This is a genomic window from Bradyrhizobium sp. NP1 (assembly GCF_030378205.1).
Lineage (GTDB): Bacteria > Pseudomonadota > Alphaproteobacteria > Rhizobiales > Xanthobacteraceae > Bradyrhizobium.
On sequence record NZ_CP127385.1, the window covers coordinates 2,173,708 to 2,188,795 of the forward strand.

12 protein-coding genes are annotated in these 15,088 nt (G+C 65.6%); 8 read left to right on the forward strand and 4 right to left on the reverse strand.

Going from position 1 to position 15,088, the window contains the following annotated elements:
- The first annotated feature begins 232 nt into the window (after positions 1–232).
- The 5 genes from QOU61_RS10420 to glyS all read left to right on the forward strand — a co-directional run bounded on the left by QOU61_RS10420 (position 233) and on the right by glyS (position 5,172).
- Positions 233–1,144 carry a S49 family peptidase gene (locus tag QOU61_RS10420; protein ID WP_289658113.1) on the forward strand — a complete coding sequence of 304 codons (912 nt, stop codon included), beginning with the start codon at positions 233–235 and terminating at the stop codon, positions 1,142–1,144.
- A 133-nt stretch (positions 1,145–1,277) separates the two neighbouring features.
- Positions 1,278–1,469 carry a hypothetical protein gene (locus QOU61_RS10425; RefSeq protein WP_289661447.1) on the forward strand — a complete coding sequence of 64 codons (192 nt, stop codon included), beginning with the start codon at positions 1,278–1,280 and terminating at the stop codon, positions 1,467–1,469.
- A 110-nt stretch (positions 1,470–1,579) separates the two neighbouring features.
- Positions 1,580–2,515 (forward strand): glycine--tRNA ligase subunit alpha, encoded by a 936-nt coding sequence (locus QOU61_RS10430; RefSeq protein WP_289658115.1) that lies wholly within the window; start codon positions 1,580–1,582, stop codon positions 2,513–2,515.
- 96 nt (positions 2,516–2,611) lie between these two features.
- Positions 2,612–3,058, forward strand: a complete 447-nt coding sequence (locus tag QOU61_RS10435) for an endonuclease domain-containing protein (RefSeq protein ID WP_289658117.1) — start codon at positions 2,612–2,614, stop codon at positions 3,056–3,058.
- Positions 3,058–5,172 (forward strand): glycine--tRNA ligase subunit beta, encoded by a 2,115-nt coding sequence (gene glyS / locus QOU61_RS10440; RefSeq protein WP_289658119.1) that lies wholly within the window; start codon positions 3,058–3,060, stop codon positions 5,170–5,172. The genes QOU61_RS10435 and glyS overlap by 1 nt, the downstream gene beginning before the upstream one ends.
- 264 nt (positions 5,173–5,436) lie before the next feature.
- On the opposite strand, the gene QOU61_RS10445 is transcribed toward glyS, so the two are convergent.
- Positions 5,437–5,781, reverse strand: a complete 345-nt coding sequence (locus tag QOU61_RS10445; protein ID WP_289658121.1) for a DUF1236 domain-containing protein — start codon at positions 5,779–5,781, stop codon at positions 5,437–5,439.
- A 263-nt stretch (positions 5,782–6,044) separates the two neighbouring features.
- Between QOU61_RS10445 and QOU61_RS10450 the strand changes: the two genes are divergently transcribed.
- The 3 genes from QOU61_RS10450 (at position 6,045) to QOU61_RS10460 (ending at position 11,031) form a co-directional block, all read left to right on the forward strand.
- Positions 6,045–6,200 carry a DUF3096 domain-containing protein gene (locus QOU61_RS10450; RefSeq protein ID WP_289658123.1) on the forward strand — a complete coding sequence of 52 codons (156 nt, stop codon included), beginning with the start codon at positions 6,045–6,047 and terminating at the stop codon, positions 6,198–6,200.
- A 98-nt stretch (positions 6,201–6,298) separates the two neighbouring features.
- A complete protein-coding gene (ppdK, locus tag QOU61_RS10455) occupies positions 6,299–9,160 on the forward strand; it encodes a pyruvate, phosphate dikinase (RefSeq protein WP_289658124.1) in 2,862 nt (953 codons plus the stop codon).
- Between the two features lie 386 nt (positions 9,161–9,546).
- The gene (locus QOU61_RS10460; protein WP_289658126.1) at positions 9,547–11,031 is read left to right on the forward strand and encodes a cell wall hydrolase; all 1,485 of its coding nucleotides are present in this window, start codon (positions 9,547–9,549) and stop codon (positions 11,029–11,031) included.
- A gap of 130 nt (positions 11,032–11,161) precedes the next feature.
- Here QOU61_RS10460 and nadC read toward each other — a convergent pair whose 3' ends face one another.
- Genes nadC through nadA form a run of 3 tightly spaced genes read right to left on the reverse strand, consistent with a single transcriptional unit; the run spans position 11,162 to position 14,790 of the window.
- Complete coding sequence (gene nadC / locus QOU61_RS10465) at positions 11,162–12,040, reverse strand: carboxylating nicotinate-nucleotide diphosphorylase (protein WP_289658128.1); 879 nt, start codon at positions 12,038–12,040, stop codon at positions 11,162–11,164.
- A gap of 5 nt (positions 12,041–12,045) precedes the next feature.
- Positions 12,046–13,650: an L-aspartate oxidase gene (locus QOU61_RS10470; protein WP_289658130.1), complete on the reverse strand. Its 1,605-nt coding sequence runs from the start codon at positions 13,648–13,650 to the stop codon at positions 12,046–12,048.
- A 24-nt stretch (positions 13,651–13,674) separates the two neighbouring features.
- A complete protein-coding gene (nadA, locus tag QOU61_RS10475; RefSeq protein ID WP_289658132.1) occupies positions 13,675–14,790 on the reverse strand; it encodes a quinolinate synthase NadA in 1,116 nt (371 codons plus the stop codon).
- Between the last annotated feature and the right edge of the window lie 298 nt (positions 14,791–15,088).

Sequence of the window (15,088 nt, forward strand, 5' to 3'; positions counted from 1 at the left end):
GTGGCCGGTGGCGGAACGCGAAAAAAGCCTATCTTGGCAGCGATTCCGGACGTTCTTCCGGCGCGGAAGTGAAACGAATTGCCGTCAGAAGGGTACCGATCAGCACCATCAGCAGATAGATCTTCATGTGATGCTCCCCATTTGCAGCTCCATGAGCCGCAAAGCAAAAGGCGTTCCAACCCCCTGAATGACACTGGCGTGATAAAAAATGGTTAATCTGAGGTAACGGTACATGGTGGAACAAAGAGTTGATCAGGCGAGCCTCTCAACCTTCCGCGACAGGGTGATGGCGCTGCTGCCGGCGATCCTGCGCCGGGGCACGCCGGTGGTTCCGGTGGTGCGGCTCTCCGGCGTGATCGGCGCGGTGACGCCGCTGCGCCCGGGGCTGACGCTTGCCGGCTTGGCGAAGACGCTGGAACGCGCTTTCTCGTTCCGGAATGCGAAGGCGGTCGCGGTCGTGATCAACTCGCCGGGCGGCTCGCCGGTGCAGTCCCGCCAGATCTATTTGCGCATCCGCCAGCTCGCGGTGGAAAAGCAGTTGCCGGTGCTCGTCTTCGTCGAGGACGTCGCGGCTTCCGGCGGCTACATGCTGGCCTGTGCCGGCGACGAGATCTTCTGCGACCCGTCATCGATCCTCGGCTCGATCGGCGTGGTCGGCGGCAGCTTCGGCTTCCAGGAATTGATCCGGCGGATCGGCATCGAGCGCCGGCTTTATACGGCCGGCGACCACAAGGCGATGCTCGATCCCTTCCTTCCCGAGAACCCTGACGATGTCGACCGGCTGAAGGCGATCCAGCGCGAGATCCACGCGATCTTCATCGCGCTGGTAAAGCAGAGCCGCGGCGCACGTCTCAAGGGCCCCGACAAGGTGCTGTTCACGGGCGAATATTGGGCCGGCGATACCTCGATCGCGCTCGGGCTTGCCGACGCCATCGGCGACCTGCGCTCGACCTTGCGCAGCCGCTTCGGCGACAAGGTCTTGATGCCGCTGGTCACCCCGGGCCGGGGTCTGCTGTCGAGCCTGTTCGGCCGCCGCTCGGCGGGTGCCGATACGCTTGGTATGCTCGACGGTATCTCGGAACTGCCGGAAGGGCTGATTTCCGCGCTGGAAACGCGGGCGATCTGGGCCAGATTCGGCTTCTAAGCAGGCCCTGTTCCGTGAGCCTGCCCGCGCCATTTGGTCCCGCATTCATCTCCGAAGTGTGATTGCAGGTGAGGCGCGCTTCGGCGACAATGCGAGCGGGGGGCTGAGCCGTAAGATGATGAGGGATCGACCGATGCCGCCGCTGATCGCATTTGCGGGTGTGTTGGGTGGGCTTGCCGTGGTTCGCTGGGCCTACCGGACGGCCGTCCGGATCAACCACGAGCTGGAGGAAGCCCGGCTGGCGCGCGTCGCGGAGGCGACCCGCGCCCAGGATATTCCGACGCTGCGACGGGATCCGGTGACCGGCGCCTATCGCCCGGGCTGATTTGACTGCAATTTTGCGAGCTTTGGCTGCTTTTGACGGCGGCCTTTGCTTGATTCCCGCACCCGCCGCCGATACGGTCCCGCGCGTTTTCAGCCCGAGACCGAACCAAAATGGACGCTCTGCCTGCCCATATGCGCCCGGAACGCTCGTTCCAGGGCCTGATCCTGACGCTGCAGCGCTATTGGGCCGATTATGGCTGCGTGATCCTGCAGCCCTACGACATGGAAGTGGGTGCCGGCACGTTTCATCCCGCGACGACGCTGCGCGCGCTCGGCCCGCGACCCTGGAACGCGGCCTATGTGCAGCCCTCGCGTCGGCCGAAGGACGGGCGTTATGGCGAGAACCCGAACCGGCTGCAGCACTATTACCAATTCCAGGTGATCCTCAAGCCCTCGCCGCCGGACATCCAGGAGCTTTACCTGAAATCGCTTGCCGCGATCGGCATCGATTCCGCCGTGCACGACATCCGCTTCGTCGAGGATGACTGGGAGAGCCCGACACTCGGCGCCTGGGGGCTGGGCTGGGAATGCTGGTGCGACGGCATGGAGGTCTCGCAGTTCACCTATTTCCAGCAGGTCGCCGGCGTCGAATGCGCGCCGGTGTCGGGTGAGCTCACTTACGGGCTGGAGCGGCTGGCGATGTATGTGCAGGGCGTCGACCGCGTCTACGATCTCAACTTCAACGGCCGCGACGGCGCCGAGCGCGTCACCTATGGCGACGTGTTCCTGCAGGCCGAGCAGGAATATTCGCGGCACAATTTCGAGGTCGCCGATACCGCGATGCTGTTCGAGCAGTTCCGGATGGCGGAGGAGGCCTGCAGGAAATATCTCGCGGCCGGCTGGCGCAACGGCAGCAACCGGAGGGAGCATCTTCTGGCGCTGCCTGCCTATGACCAGTGCATCAAGGCGAGCCATGTCTTCAACCTGCTGGATGCGCGCGGGGTGATCTCGGTCACCGAGCGGCAGAGCTACATCCTGCGTGTGCGCGAGCTGGCAAAGGCCTGTGGCGAAGCCTGGGTGCACACCGAGGCGGGCAGGGCGGCTTAGCTGGCGGCACGTTCCCGAATTTCCAGCATCCCGATCGCGATGTCGCCCTGCTCCCCTCCCCCCTTGCGGGGAGGGGTCGGGGGTGGGGGTCCAAAGATGACGGCCAATATGATTGTATTGCGCGCGATGGATGATCGTCAGCGAGAATTTGCGCGCAAGATGCGCGCAGAGCCTACGGACGCTGAGCGTGCCCTTTGGCGGCGGCTTCGCCACGACATCATGCTGGTCGGCTCGCACTTCCGCCGGCAAGCCGCGGTTGGTCCGTTCATTGTCGATTTCGCGAGCCGCCGCGCGAAACTCGTTATTGAACTCGACGGTGGGCAGCATGATCTGCAGCAGGCGCAAGACGAGGCGAGAACCCGCCTCATCGAAGCCGCTGGATATCGCGTCTTGCGTTTCTGGAATAATGATGTGCTGGCCAATCTCGAAGGGGTGCTAGATACCATTCAGCGCGCCTTGCCCCCCACCCCCGACCCCTCCCCGCGAGGGGGAGGGGAGTCACACCGGCGAACACCTCCGCGTCTTCGCAAAGAGCGCAAATAATGCCCGATCTTCTGCTCGAACTGTTTTCCGAAGAAATCCCCGCCCGCATGCAGGCCAAGGCCGCGGACGACCTGCGCCGTCTGGTGACCGACAAGCTCGTCGCCGAGGGCCTTATCTACGAGGGCGCCAAGGCTTTCGCGACCCCGCGGCGCCTCGCGCTCACCGTGCACGGCATTCCGGCGCGCCAGCCCGACCTCAAGGAGGAGCGCCGCGGCCCGCGCGTCGGCGGAGCGGAGGCCGCGATCGCGGGCTTCCTCAAGGCGACCGGACTCTCGTCGATCGACCAGGCGAAGATCCAGAGCGACAAGAAGGGCGACTTCTACATCGCGCTGATCGAGAAGGAGGGCCGCGCGAGCCTCGACGTGCTCGCCGAGATCCTGCCCGTCATCGTCAGGACCTTCCCCTGGGCCAAATCGATGCGCTGGGGCGCGCGCTCGGCCAGATCAGGCGCGCTGACCTGGGTGCGGCCGCTGCATGCGATCACCGCGACCTTCGGGCTGGAAACCGAGACGCCCGACGTCGTGAAATTCTCCGTCGATGGCATCGAGGCCGGCGCCACCACCTTCGGCCACCGCTTCATGGCACCGCAGCCGATTGCTGTGCGCCGCTTCGAGGACTACGAGGCAAAGCTGCTCGAGGCCAAGGTCGTGCTCGATGCCGAGCGTCGCAAGGATGCGATCCTGACCGACGCGAAACAGCTCGCCTTCGCGCAGGGCTATGAGCTGATCGAGGACGCGGCCCTGCTCGACGAGGTTGCGGGCCTCGTCGAATGGCCGGTCGTGCTGATGGGATCGTTCGACAAGGATTTCCTGGCGATCCCCGGCGAGGTGGTGCGCGCCACCATCCGCAACAACCAGAAATGTTTTGTGGTGAGCGATCCCAGGACAGGCAAACTCACCAACCGCTTCATCCTGACAGCCAATATCGAGGCGAGCGATGACGGCAAGGCGATCGTCGCGGGCAATGAGCGCGTGATCCGCGCGCGACTCTCCGACGCAAAATTCTTCTACGAGACCGACCTCAAGACCAAGCTCGAGGACCGGCTGGCGAAATTCGATGCGATCGTGTTCCACGAGAAGCTCGGCACGCAGGCCGAACGGATTGCGCGCATCGAACGGCTCGCGGCCGAGATCGCGCCGCTGGTCAATGCCGACGTTGCGAAGGCGAAACGCGCCGCGCGGCTGGCGAAAGCCGACCTGCTCACCGACGTGGTCGGCGAGTTCCCCGAATTGCAGGGCCTGATGGGGAAATACTACGCGCTGGCGCAGGGCGAGGATGCTTCCGTCGCCGCGGCCAGCGAGGAGCACTACAAGCCGCAGGGGCCGAACGATCGCGTGCCCACCGATCCCGTCAGCGTGGCGGTGGCGCTCGCCGACAAGATCGATACGCTGACAGGCTTCTGGGCGATCGATGAGAAGCCGACGGGGAGCAAGGACCCCTATGCACTGCGCCGCGCGGCGCTGGGGGTGATCCGGCTGATCATCGAGAACACGCTCCGGATCTCGATCCTCAAAGTGTCCCGATCCGCAATCGCAGGACTACCGGGGAAGGGCGCGAAATATCTGGCTGCCGACGCCGAGAAGCTTCCGGCTGATCTCCTCGCCTTCTTCGCCGATCGCCTGAAGGTTCAGCTTCGCGAGCAGGGCGCGCGCCACGATCTCGTCGATGCCGTGTTTGCGCTCGAAGGCCAGGACGATCTCTTGATGGTGGTCCGCCGCGTCGAGGCGCTCGGCAAATTCCTCGAGACCGACGACGGCAAGAACCTGCTCGCCGGCACCAAGCGCGCGAGCAACATCCTCGCGATCGAGGAGAAGAAGGACAAGCGCACGTATGACGGCGCGCCCAATCCCGCGCTTTACAGGCTCGATGCCGAAAAGGCGCTGGCCAAGGCGATCGACGAGGTGAAGCGCGAGGCCGGTGCGGCCATCGCGAAGGAAGACTTCGCTGGCGCCATGCGCGCGATGGCGAAGCTGCGCCCCGCGGTGGATGCGTTCTTCGATCAGGTCCGCGTCAATGACGAGGATGCAGCCGTGCGCGAAAACCGTCTCAAGCTGTTGAACGAAATCCGCGCCGCAACGCGGACGGTTGCGGATTTTTCGAAGATCCAGGATTAGGGCGCGATCCGGAAGGCGGGGTTGCGCCTGCGCGAGCGGTCCGAACCTGTTGCACATCGGCGCAAGCGATTGGCGCGAAATCGACGGCGCGCCACGACAGATCCACAAAATGAAGAGCCCCACCCGGCGGGGGGACCGGGCGGGGCCTTCAATGTCCGGTTGCTCGCCAGCTTGTGGGCTGCCGGCGTTGCTCCGGACATCAGGTGGGATCAAATCGTCTGATCGGAAGCGCGATGGCGAAGCCGCCGGGCCTCCGATCGCGGGCTATTCGATGACCTGAACGATGCGGCGCGTGCGCGGCTCGACCAGGATGGTGCGGCCGTTCACGACCGTGTAGCGGTAGGGCGTGGCGCCAAAGCTTTGCGGCACGTCATAGAAGGTGACGCCGGTCTCCGGCAGCACGCCGCCGACCACCACGCGATCCGGGATCGTGTAGCTCGGGGTGCGCTCGCGCACGACATATTCGCGGAAAGCCGGGCGCTGATCGGCTACGATGCCCATGCCTTCGTCGACCACGACGGTGCTGCCCGTCGTGATTTGCGCCTCTGCTGCGACCGGAGCGCCGATCGCTGCCGCCAGCGCCGCAATGGCAAGTATCCTGTTTCGCATGGCTCACTCTCCTCGCAGGGAACATGCGCGCGGCCCTTCGGCCGGCACGCCTTTCGCCAATGCATCGCGCGCCGCATCGTTCCCGCATTGCTGCGATCTCGCCTGCGGAAATTTCAGGTTGATTTGATGGCATTGAACGCTGGCGGGAACTCATTGCCGCCACGGGCGTCTCCTATTCCGGAACCCGCGACGCCAGCTAAGATGCCGCCTTCGAATCATCCTTTCCATCAATCCCCACACTTGCTGTCCTGCGGAGATTTCCCATGACCCTTACTGTCGCGCATATCTCGCCGATCATATCCGTCATTGCGGGTGTCTTGATCCTGATCATGCCGCGCCTTCTCAACTTCATCGTCGCGCTGTTTCTGATCCTGAACGGGCTGATCGGCCTCGGGCTCCTGAGATGGCTCCATATCTGATAAGACGTAAAAACAGGAACCCGGTGGCTTGCGCGGACCGGCCCAAAGTGGTGTAAGCGCGCAAAAATCCTCCCCTCACGCGGAATTGTCGGAAAGCCATGGCCAAAGCCGTTGCGAAGTCGAAGAAAATTGCAGTGAAATCAAAGCCATCCGCGCCGGCTCGGGGGAAATCTGCGGTTTCTGCCCCAGCCCGCAAAGCCTTGACGAAGGTGCCGGCCAAGCCGGTTGCGAAGCCTGCGGCGAAACCGGCCGCGCGCAAGCCGGCCGTCTTGCCGGTGAAGGCCGGCAAATGGGTCTATACCTTCGGAGACGGCAAGGCCGAGGGCAAGGCGGAGATGCGCGACCTGCTCGGCGGCAAGGGCGCCAACCTCGCCGAGATGGCCAATCTCGGCCTTCCGGTGCCGCCCGGCTTCACCATTCCGGCGTCGGTCTGCACCTATTTCTACGCCCACGACAAGACCTATCCGAAAGAGCTGAAGGCCCAGGTCGAAAAGGCGCTCGACTATGTCGGCAAGCTGACCGGCAAGAAGTTCGGCGACAGCGCCAATCCGCTGCTCGTCTCGGTGCGCTCCGGCGCGCGCGCCTCGATGCCGGGCATGATGGATACCGTGCTCAATCTCGGCCTCAACGACCAGACGGTCGAGGCGCTCGCCGAATTGTCGGGCGACCGCCGCTTCGCCTATGACAGCTATCGCCGCTTCATCACCATGTATTCCGACGTGGTGCTTGGCTTCGAGCACCATCATTTCGAGGACATCCTCGACACCTTCAAGGACGGCCAGGGCTATTCGCTCGACACCGATCTTTCCGCCGACGACTGGGTCGAACTGGTCGGCCGCTACAAGGAGGCGGTGGCGCGCGAGACCGGCAAGGATTTTCCGCAGGATCCGCACGATCAGCTCTGGGGCGCGATTGGCGCCGTGTTCTCATCCTGGATGAACGCGCGCGCGGTGACTTACCGCAGGCTGCACGACATCCCGGAATCCTGGGGCACCGCGGTCAACGTGCAGGCCATGGTGTTCGGCAACATGGGCGAGACCTCGGCGACCGGCGTTGCCTTCACGCGCAATCCGTCGACCGGCGAGAGCAGGCTCTATGGCGAATTCCTGATCAATGCGCAGGGCGAGGACGTGGTGGCGGGGATCCGCACGCCGCAGGACATCACCGATGAGGCGCGCAGTGAGTCCGGTTCCGACAAGCCGTCGATGGAAACCGCGATGCCGGAGGCGTTCAGGGAGCTGACGCGGATCTACACGCTGCTCGAGAAGCACTACCGCGACATGCAGGACATGGAGTTCACGGTCGAGCGAGGCAAGCTGTGGATGCTGCAGACCCGCGGCGGCAAGCGCACCGCGCGCGCCGCGCTGCGCATCGCGGTCGAGCTCGCCAATGAGGGCCTAATCTCGAAGAAGGATGCGGTCTCGCGCGTCGATCCCGCTTCCCTCGATCAGCTGCTGCATCCGACCATTGATCCCGCCGCCAAGCGCGACGTGATCGCCACCGGCCTGCCGGCCTCGCCGGGCGCCGCCTCCGGCGAGATCGTGTTCTCGTCGGACGAGGCCGCAAAGCTCCAGGCCGACGGCCGCAAGGTGATCCTGGTGCGCATCGAGACCAGCCCCGAGGACATTCACGGCATGCACGCCGCCGAGGGCATTCTCACCACCCGCGGCGGCATGACGTCGCACGCCGCCGTGGTTGCGCGCGGCATGGGCAAGCCCTGCGTCTCCGGCTGCGGCGCCATCCGCGTCGATTACGGCCGCGGCACCATGAGCATCGGCTCGCGCACCTTCAAGACCGGCGACGTCATCACCATCGACGGCTCGGTCGGCCAGGTGCTGGCCGGCCGCATGCCGATGATCGAGCCGGAATTGTCCGGCGAGTTCGGCACGCTGATGGGCTGGGCCGACGAGGTCCGCAAGATCGGCGTCCGCGTCAACGGCGACACGCCCGATGACGCGCGCACCGCGGTGAAGTTCGGTGCCGAGGGCATAGGGCTGTGCCGCACCGAGCACATGTTCTTCGAGGAAACCCGCATCCGCACGGTGCGCGAGATGATCCTCGCCGAGGACGAGCAGGCCCGACGCGCCGCGCTGTCGAAGCTGCTGCCGATGCAGCGCGCCGATTTCGTCGAGCTGTTCGAGATCATGAAGGGCCTGCCGGTCACGATCCGCCTGCTTGATCCGCCGCTGCACGAGTTCCTGCCGCACACGCAGGCCGAGATCGAGGAAGTCGCGCGCGCGATGAACACCGATCCGCGCCGGCTCGCCGACCGCGCCCGCGAGCTTGCCGAGTTCAACCCGATGCTCGGCTTCCGCGGCTGCCGTCTCGCGATCGCCTATCCCGAGATCGCCGAGATGCAGGCGCGCGCGATCTTCGAGGCCGCGGTCGAGGCGGGCAAGCGCACCGGCAAGGCGGTCGGGCTCGAGGTGATGGTGCCGCTGATCGCAACGCGCGCCGAATTCGACCTGACCAAGGCGCGGATCGACGCCACCGCGCAGGCCGTCATGAAGGAGACCGGCGCCAAGCTCAGCTATCAGGTCGGCACCATGATCGAATTGCCGCGCGCCTGTCTCCTGGCCGGCGACATCGCCAAGACGGCGGAGTTCTTCTCCTTCGGCACCAACGACCTGACGCAGACCACCTACGGCATCAGCCGCGACGACGCCGCGAGCTTCCTCGGCACCTATATCGCCAAGGGAATCTTCGAGATCGATCCGTTCGTCTCGGTCGACCGCGACGGCGTCGGCGAACTCGTCAGGATCGGCGTCGAGCGCGGCCGCAAGACGCGGCCTTCGCTCAAGGTCGGCATCTGCGGCGAGCATGGCGGCGATCCCGCCTCCGTGGCGTTCTGCCATCAGATCGGGCTCGACTACGTGTCGTGCTCGCCCTATCGCGTGCCGATCGCGCGTCTCGCCGCGGCGCAGGCCGCGCTCGGCAAGGCGGTCGCAAGCCAGGCGTAAGGCGCGCTAGCGACCAGGCATTACAACACTCCGTCATTCCGGGATGCGCCGTCAGGCGCAGACCCGGAATCTCGAGGTTCCGGGTTGGCGCTTCGCGCGCCCCGGAATGACTCGCTGGTGCTTGCACGTTTGCCGTCCCGTAATGAAGCGGGTTGGGCACGATCTCTTCATCATTTTTGTTGACCGGATATTTACCGTTTCGATCGAGCGGCCATTTACCAAGGCCCGCGATCGAAACGCGAAAACGGCACGGATTCCTTGCCTGTGTCGCGCGCGCCACGCCGGTTAACCGAGCGGCAACCTAAATTCGATACCACCAAAAATGGTCGAATTGCACGGATGTACTGCTCGACCGTGTAGCGAGTAAGCGTTGCGTGAGCGTATCGATGTCAGTGTTGCGTAACCACCCGAAGGGCGCGCGTTTGGCGTCCTTCGGCCTTGGCTTATGCATCTTCGCATTGATGCCGACGGAGATCGGGTATCAGGACATCGCTTCGCTGCTTGCGCGCCAGCCCGGCGTCGCCGAACGCTGGCAGAAGCGCGTGTTCTCCGCCGCAAGCTCGATCCAGCTTGCCACCTATTCGTTCGGCCGTCCGATCGGCACGTCCACGCCGCAGAGCGTCAGCTACCGGCTCGCCAGCCTCGACAACCAGGGTATCGACATCACCGGCTCGGTGACGCGCAATCCGATGCTGGTGCCGCCGCCGCGCTATCAGTCGTCAGACTTTCCGGTGGTGAACCGCACGCTGAAGGGCGACCGCCTCGTGGTCGCGCCGCTGCCGGCGTCGGTGACCCCGGAGACAATCGCGCCCGCGGGCGTCACGCCGGCGACCGATGATCCCGCCAATTCCAACGCCTCGGTCAGGGGCGCCAAGAGTGCCGCTGTCGCGCCGACCGATGATCGCGCTTCACCGATCGCACCCACCGAACGTGCCGCGCTCGATCCCGAGCTGCAGGAAGCGATGAACGCGCCGCCCCTGCCGCAATACGACATCTCGCTGTCGCTGGAACCCCAGCCGCTGGACGATCTGAAGGAAGCCGCGGCGATCGAGGCTGTGCCCTCTACCGAGGGCTTCAACGTCAAGACCGCGAGCCTCTATTTCGGCACCGCCTCGCTCGGTGGCTCGCTCGGCAGCATCGAGCGCTGGCAGCCCGGCGAGGAGCCGCTGATCGTCGTTCCCGCGCTGCCCGATCCCGACATGAAGGTGACGGCGTCGCTGCCGCTTGCCTCCGACGAGGCGACGAAGGCGATCGAAGGCGGCGAGAGCCTCGCGCCGAAGGGCGAGGTGAACACCGACAACCAGCGCGCCAGAACGCCGGCCGAGCGGCTCGGCCTCATCGACCCGAAATTGCGCGCCAAGTCGGAAAAGTGTCTTGCGGAGGCGGTCTATTTCGAGGCGCGCGGCGAAGCCGTGCGCGGCCAGATCGCGGTCGCCCAGGTGGTGATGAACCGCGCCTTCTCCGGCTTCTATCCGACCACTGTGTGCGGCGTGGTCTACCAGAACAAGCACCGGCATTTCGCCTGCCAGTTCACCTTCGCCTGCGACAACAATGCCGACGTGATCCGCGAGCCCGAGATGTGGGAGCGCGCCAGGAAGATCGCCAAAGCCATGCTCGACGGCCAGATCTGGCTCCCCGAGGTCGGCAAATCGACGCACTACCACGCCTATTACGTGCACCCGTCCTGGGTCAGCGAAATGAAGAAGATGTACAAGTTCGGCGTTCACACCTTCTACCGGCCGAAGGCGTGGGGCGACGGCAGCGACGCGCCGAGCTGGGGCACGCCGGCACAGACGGCCGCGCTCTCGGCGCAGCTCGCCGAGGAAGCCAAGAGCGAGGCCGAGCTCAATCCCAATTCGGTGCGGCGCTAACTGTCGCTAAGTCGGTCGCGACGGTAGCGGTGATCTCGACTTGTCATGCGCGGGATGACCCGCGCATCCATCAAGACAGGTTCTTCAAGGATGGATTGCCGGATCAAGCCCGGCAATGACGACGATCGGCTCACACCTCGATATCGAGCGCAATATCGAAATTGCCAGCCGAATGCGTCAGCGCGCCCGCGGAAACGTAGTCGACGCCGGTTGTCGCGATTTCCGCGATCGTGCCAAGCGTGATGCCGCCGGAGGCTTCCAGCACGACGCGCCCCTTCGCGAGCCTCGCTGCTTCGGCAAGCGTTGCCACGTTCATGTTGTCGAGAAGCACCACGTCGGCGAGGCCGGCGTCGAGCACGTCGCGGAGCTGGTCGAGCGTGTCGACCTCGATCTCGATCTTCACGAGATGGCCGACATGGGCGCGGGCGCGCTCCAGCACGGTGCGCACGCCGCCGGCAACCGCGATATGGTTGTCCTTGATCAGCACGGCGTCGTCGAGCCCGAAGCGATGGTTGAAGCCGCCGCCGCAGCGCACCGCATATTTCTCCAGCGCCCGCAGGCCGGGCGTGGTCTTGCGCGTGTCGCAGATGCGCAGGCTGCTGCCTTCGGTGCGCTGCACATGGTCCGCGGTGAGCGTCGCGATCCCGGACAGCCGGCCGACGAAATTCAGCGCGGTGCGTTCGCCCGACAGCATGGAGCGGGCGGGCCCCGCAAGTGTCAATACGCGTGTGCCGGCGGCGACGCGCGCGCCGTCACGGACATGGGCCTCGATGCCGATATCGCCGGACAATTTGCGGAACGTCGCGACCGCGAGCGGCAGGCCGGCGATGATGCCGGTCTGGCGCGCGACCATCACCGCGCGGGCCTGTGTTGTCTCCGGAATGGTTGCGGTCGAGGTGATGTCGCCGGCGCGGCCGAGATCCTCGTCGAGCGCGCGTGCAACGGCCTGATCGATCGCGAGCGGCGAGAGGAAGGCGTCGGGGTGGAGCAGGGCGGTGGGTGTGATCATGGCTGTCACGCGGTGATGGGGGCTGCGATTTCTTCGTGGGCTTGGTCTGAAAGATGTCCGGCGATCTCCCTGGCAGCGGCGAGCGTCGTCAGGGTGCGACGTGCGCGCGGGCTTTCAAGCGGATGATCGATGCGGCAATGGGCGCCGCGGCTTTCGCGCCGTGTCAAAGCGGATGCTGCCACCAGCAGCGCCGTCGTTGCCATGTTGCGCAGCGCGATATTGCCGGTATCGCGCTCGAGCGCCGCAAAGCTTCGCACGGCTTCGGCGAGGCGCTCGCCGTCCCTGAGCACGCCGACATGCGAGGTCATCATCGTGCGCAGGTTTTTTGTGGCAAGCGCCGGCATTGCGCCATTGCGGGGAACGACCAGCATCGGCGGCGGCGCGGCGGGCGCCGCGATCGCGCTGCCGGCGATGTCCTCGGCGATTCGCGCGGCATAGACCACGGCCTCGAGCAGCGAGTTGGAGGCGAGGCGGTTGGCGCCGTGCGCGCCGGTCGACGAGACCTCGCCGCCCGCCCACAGCCCTTCAAGCGAGCTGCGGCCGCGTTCGTCGACCGCGATGCCACCCATGTGGTAGTGCGCGGCGGGCGCCACCGGAATTGGCTGCGCCGCCGCATCGATGCCGGCGGCCATGCAGCTTGCGTGCACGGTCGGGAACCTCTCCGCAAAGCGGGCACCCAGCGCGTCCCGCGCATCGAGAAACGCGCCGCGGCCGGCTTGAACTTCCGCGAATACGCCGCGCGCCACGATGTCGCGCGGTGCCAGCTCGGCGAGCTTGTGATGCCCCAGCATGAAGCGCTCGCCCTTGCCGTTGATCAGGGTCGCGCCTTCGCCGCGCAGCGCTTCGGTCGCAAGCGGCGCCGGATCGCGGCCGACCATGATCGCGGTGGGGTGAAACTGCACGAATTCGGGATCGGCGATCGCGGCACCGGCGCGGGCGGCGATGGCAAGGCCGAGCCCGTTGGCTTGGGTCGGGTTCGTCGTCACGGCGTAGAGATGACCGATGCCGCCGGTTGCCAGCACCACGGCGCGCGAGGCGATGATCACGGGCCTTGCAGCGGGATCGGCGGCGCTGCGCAATTGCAGGCCGGTCACGCCTCGATCGTCGGTGAGAAGCGCCTCTGCAACAAGGCCTTCGATGATCCGGATCGAAGGCGTTCGTCGCACCGCTTCCGTGAGTGCCGCGATGATGGCTTTTCCCGCCATGTCGCCGCGCACATGCACGATGCGGCGCGCCGAATGCGCGGCTTCGCGGCCGAGCGCGAGCCTTCCTTCCAGGTCGCGGTCGAAGGGCACGCCATAACGCAGCAGATCCTCGATGCGCGCCGCCGCCTCGCGCGCGAGGTCGAGCGCGATCTTTTCCTCGACGAGGCCGGCGCCCGCCGCAACCGTATCGGCGGCGTGGGACTCGGGGCTGTCTTCGTCGCCGATCGCAGCGGCGATGCCGCCCTGCGCCCATGCGGTGGACGCGCCCTCGCCGAGCGGGGCGGCCGAGATCACCGTGATCGGCCGTGGCGCGAGCTTGAGCGCGCAGAACAGGCCGGCCAGGCCGCCGCCGACGATCACGACGTCGTCGGTCTGGCGGGTGAGGTCATAAGCATTGTTGGGCATCGATCGCTCCTGCCGTCGCGGGGATCAGTTCTTCAGGTTCACCATGCGCTCGACCGAACGTCGTGCGCGCGTCGCGATGGCCGGATCGATGGTCACTTCCTCGCGCAGGAGCCGCAGGCTGTCGAGAATCTTCGGCAGCGTGATCCGCTTCATGTGCGGGCACAGGTTGCAGGGCTGCACGATCTCGAGGTCGGGCAGCTCGGCCCGCACGTTGTCGGCCATCGAGCATTCGGTCACCATCACCACGCGTTTGGGGCGGTTGCTGCGCAGCCAGCCGATCATGTGCGCGGTCGAGCCGGTGAAGTCGGCTTCCGCCAGGACGTCGGGCGGACATTCCGGATGCGCGATGATCTGCAGCGATGGATCGCTTTCGCGACAGGCGCGCAGCTCCTCGCCGGTGAAGCGCTCGTGCACCTCGCAGGCGCCCTTCCAGGCGATGACCTTCACGCTGGTTTTCGAGGCGACGTATTTCGCCAGGTACTGGTCGGGCAGGAAGATCACGGTCGGCGCGTTCAGGCTCTCGACCACCTGCACCGCATTCGACGAGGTGCAGCAGATGTCGACCTCCGCCTTCACTTCGGCCGAGGTGTTGACATAGGCGACCACCGGCACGCCGGGAAAGCGCTCGCGCAGCAGCCGCACGTCGGCGCCGGTGATGCTGGCGGCGAGCGAACAGCCGGCGCGGGAATCCGGGATCAGCACGGTCTTGTCCGGGTTGAGGATCTTCGAGGTCTCGGCCATGAAATGCACGCCGCACTGGATGATGGTGCCGGCCTTCACCCTGGTCGCCTCGATCGCAAGCTGCAGCGAGTCGCCGGTGATGTCGGCGACGCAATGGAAGATCTCCGGCGTCTGGTAGTTATGCGCCAGGATCACCGCGTCGCGCTCCCTCTTCAGGTCGTTGATCGCCTTGATGGTGGGCGCCATCAGCGGCCACTCGATCGGCGGGATCACGCGCTTGACCCGTTCATAGAGCGGCGCGGTGGCGCACTCGACCTCCTCATTCCATTCCAGCGCCGGCATCGGCAGTGCGCGGGTGTGCGCCGCCCCGGCAATGCCGCTGTCGCCCCGCGCCGGATGAGCTGCGCTGAGCGGGGTGCTGCCCACATCTTCGGGTCCGTAAATTCCAGCGATCGGCATGGCAGCCTCCTTCATCTTCATCACATATACTCGTATTGAGCATATATGAGACCCGAGAAATCCGGCCCACCAAGGCCGGCAATGTTCTCGTACGTTTTGCCTGGATGTCGCGAGCCGCTCCGCTCACCGGGGCAAGCTCGGTGCTCGCAAGGGATGACTCATTATCCTCATTACGAGCAAAAGCGAATATAGCACGGTCGCGGCGCGGCCGCCAGACCGCGCCATTGTCAAATCGGCGGGACTGCCAGCGCGGATTTGCAGGGCTGCCCCGCAGGCAAAAATTTCGCGTGCTTGCGAT